Source organism: Glycomyces dulcitolivorans, assembly GCF_003265355.1.
Lineage (GTDB): Bacteria > Actinomycetota > Actinomycetes > Mycobacteriales > Micromonosporaceae > Glycomyces > Glycomyces dulcitolivorans.
The window spans coordinates 604-3386 of the sequence record NZ_QFRW01000022.1 but is presented as its reverse complement, the minus strand read 5'-3'; the positions used below and the strand labels follow the sequence as shown (position 1 = coordinate 3386).

General features: G+C 74.8%; 3 protein-coding genes. All 3 read left to right on the top strand.

The features are described from left to right. Positions 1-1057, top strand: a 1057-nt coding sequence (locus DI269_RS00660) for a hypothetical protein (protein WP_112133237.1), incomplete at its 5' end; no start/stop codon positions are given. A 16-nt stretch (positions 1058-1073) separates the two neighbouring features. Next, positions 1074-1958, top strand: coding sequence for a sulfotransferase family protein (locus tag DI269_RS00655; protein ID WP_112133236.1), 885 nt, complete (start codon positions 1074-1076; stop codon positions 1956-1958). Next, positions 1925-2783 (top strand): lipopolysaccharide biosynthesis protein (locus DI269_RS27440; RefSeq protein ID WP_198667011.1); only part of this gene is annotated, 859 nt, incomplete at its 3' end. The genes DI269_RS00655 and DI269_RS27440, both read left to right, overlap by 34 nt.

Sequence of the window (2783 nt, the reverse complement as noted above, 5' to 3'; positions counted from 1 at the left end):
CCTGTCGCGGTACGCGCGCCCGGCCGCGCGCGGGGCCCGGCTCAAGCGCGACGCCGCCGTCCTGGCGCTGCGCCTGGGCCTGGACCGGCTGCTGCTGCCGCACCGCGTGAAGGTCGGCGGCGCCGAGGGCATCGACGACCACCTGGCCGCGGTCCTCGGCCACGAGGTCCACCTGAGCATCCACATCGGACCTGCGCGGGCGAACCGCAAGCCGGTGCTCCAGATCCTCGACGGGGACGCCAACACCGTCGCGTTCGCGAAGCTCGGCGTCAACCCGCTCACCCGCGAGCTCGTCGACGCCGAGACCGCCGCGACCAAGCGCCTCTCGGAGTTCTGCGAGCTGCGCCTGCTGCGCGTCCCCAGGCTCCTGCACGCCGGGAACTGGAACGGCCACAACCTGATGGTCACCTCGGCGCTCCCGGCCTGGGAGGCCCCGGCCGACCTCGGGCCGGCCCGGCGCACCGCCGCCATGCGCGAGCTCGCCGACGCGTGCGGCACCTCCCGGTTCCCGCTCGGCGAGTCCGACTACGCCGCGCGGCTGCGCACCCGCCTCAAGGCGCTCACCGACCGCGGCGAACCCGACGCCGACACGCTCCAGACCGCCGGGGAGACCCTCCTCGACCGGTACGGGTCCTCGTCGATGACCTTCGGCGCGTGGCACGGCGACTGGTCGCCGTGGAACACCCGCGAGACCGAGGACCTCATCTACCTGTGGGACCTGGAGCGCTTCGAGACCGGCGTCCCCTACGGCTTCGACGCCGTCCACTACCGGCTCCAGGACGACATCGTCACCAAGGCGACCGACCCGACGACGGCCGTGCTCGGCCTCGTCGCCGACGCCCCGGCGATCCTCGCGCCCATGGGGGTCGCCCCCGGCGAGGCCGAGCCGACCGCGCTGCTGTACCTCGTGGACCTCGCCGCCCGCTACATGGGCGACCAGGCCGAGCGCGCCGGGGCGGCGCTGGGGGCCCTCGGCCGCTGGCTCCTGCCGACCCTGCTGCGCCACATCGCCCGCCAGCGGACCGCGCAGGCCGGCTCCACCGACGGAACCTGTTGAGCGGCAAGGAAGACCAATGACCCAGCGGACACTGCGCGAGCGCATCCCGAACCAGCTCAAGGCCGTCGTCGGCCAGTCCTCGCGCACCTTCGGGCGCCTGACGGCCTCCTCGCGGATGCTGCCGGGCCTGCTCATCTGCGGCGGCCAGCGCTGCGGCACCACGTCCCTGTACCGGGCCCTGGCCCAGCACCCGGCCATCCTGAAGCCGGTGTTCCACAAGGGCGTCCACTACTTCGACACGAACTACCAGCGGGGCCCGGCCTGGTACCGCGGGCACTTCCCCACGCAGGGGGCCGCCGCCCGCATCGCCGACCGCACCGGGCTCGCGCCGGTCGCGTTCGAGTCGAGCCCGTACTACCTGTACCACCCGCTCGCGGCGCGGCGGTTCGCGCGGGACCTGCCGGACGTCAAAGTGATCGTGCTGGTCCGCGACCCCGTCGAGCGGGCGTGGTCGCACCACGCGCACGAGGTGGCGCGCGGGTTCGAGCCGATCGCGGACTTCGCGGAGGCGATCGAGGCCGAGGCGGACCGCCTTGCGGGCGTTGAGGAGCGGCTGCGCGAGGACCCGGCGCTGTACAGCTTCGACCACCAGCACCACGCGTACACCGCGCGCGGGCAGTACACGGACTTCCTGGAGCCCCTCGCGGACCACGTCGGGCGCGATCGGGTGCTCGTGCTGGACTCGGGCGAGTTCTTCACCCGGCCCGAGGACGCGTTCGAGCGGGTGCTCCGGTTCCTGGGCCTGCCGTGGATCGGGGAGTTCGCGTTCGCGCGCCACAACGCGCGCGGGCGCCCCTCGCCGATGTCGGCGGAGCTGCGGGAGCTGCTCACCGAGCATTACGGGCCCTATGACGAGCGGCTCGCGGAATGGCTTGGGGGCGTGCCGAGTTGGCGGCGCTGACCGCGCCGGTCGCGGAGGCGGGCACCCGGGAGGAGCTGCGCGGCACCGCCCGCGGCGGCCTGGCGAACCTCGTGGGGGCCGCGGTCTCGGGGCTCGGGGGTCTGGCGGTCACGTGGCTCGCCGCGGTCGCGCTGAGCCCCGCGGAGGCGGGCGCGTTCTTCGCGGCGACGTCGGTGTTCATGCTCGCGGGCGCGCTCGCGCGGCTGGGGACGCCGACCGGGCTCGTGTACTGGGTCGCGCGGCTGCACAAGAACGGGCGGGACGGGGCCATCGGGTCGGTGCTGCGGCTGGGCCTGTGGCCCGCGGCGGTCGCGTCGTTCGCGGCGGCGGCAGCGCTGCTGCTGGCGGCGCCGATGTTCGCGCGCCCGGACCTGGTGCGGCTGCTCGCGGTGTTCATCCCCGCGTCGGTCGCGATGGAGGCGCTGCTGGCGGCCACGCGCGGCTACCGGCTCATGGGACCGTCGGTCGTTATCGACAAACTCGGGCGCACCGTCGCCCAGCTCGCCGGACTCGGTGCGATCGCGTTGGCGGGCACGGCGACCGCGCAGTGGATCACGTTCGCGTGGGTGCTGCCGTACTTCCCGGCGGCGCTCGCGGCGGCCTGGTACCTGCTGCGGCGCCACCGCGCGTCGGCCGCGGACCGGGAGTTCCCCGACCGGGTCTCGGCGCGCGCGTTCTGGGGGTTCACGGCCCCGCGCGCGGCGGCGAGCGTCGCGCAGCTGGGGCTCCAGCGGCTCGACATCATCATGGTCGCGGCCCTCGCCGGACTCGGCGCGGCCGCGGTGTACACGGTCGCGACGCGGTTCGTGATCGTCGGCCAGATGG

What these genes read in the sequence shown, in the direction of transcription:
- DI269_RS00655 (WP_112133236.1), top strand. Translation starts at nt 1,074, where the DNA reads ATGACCCAGCGGACACTGCGCGAGCGCATCCCGAACCAGCTCAAGGCC.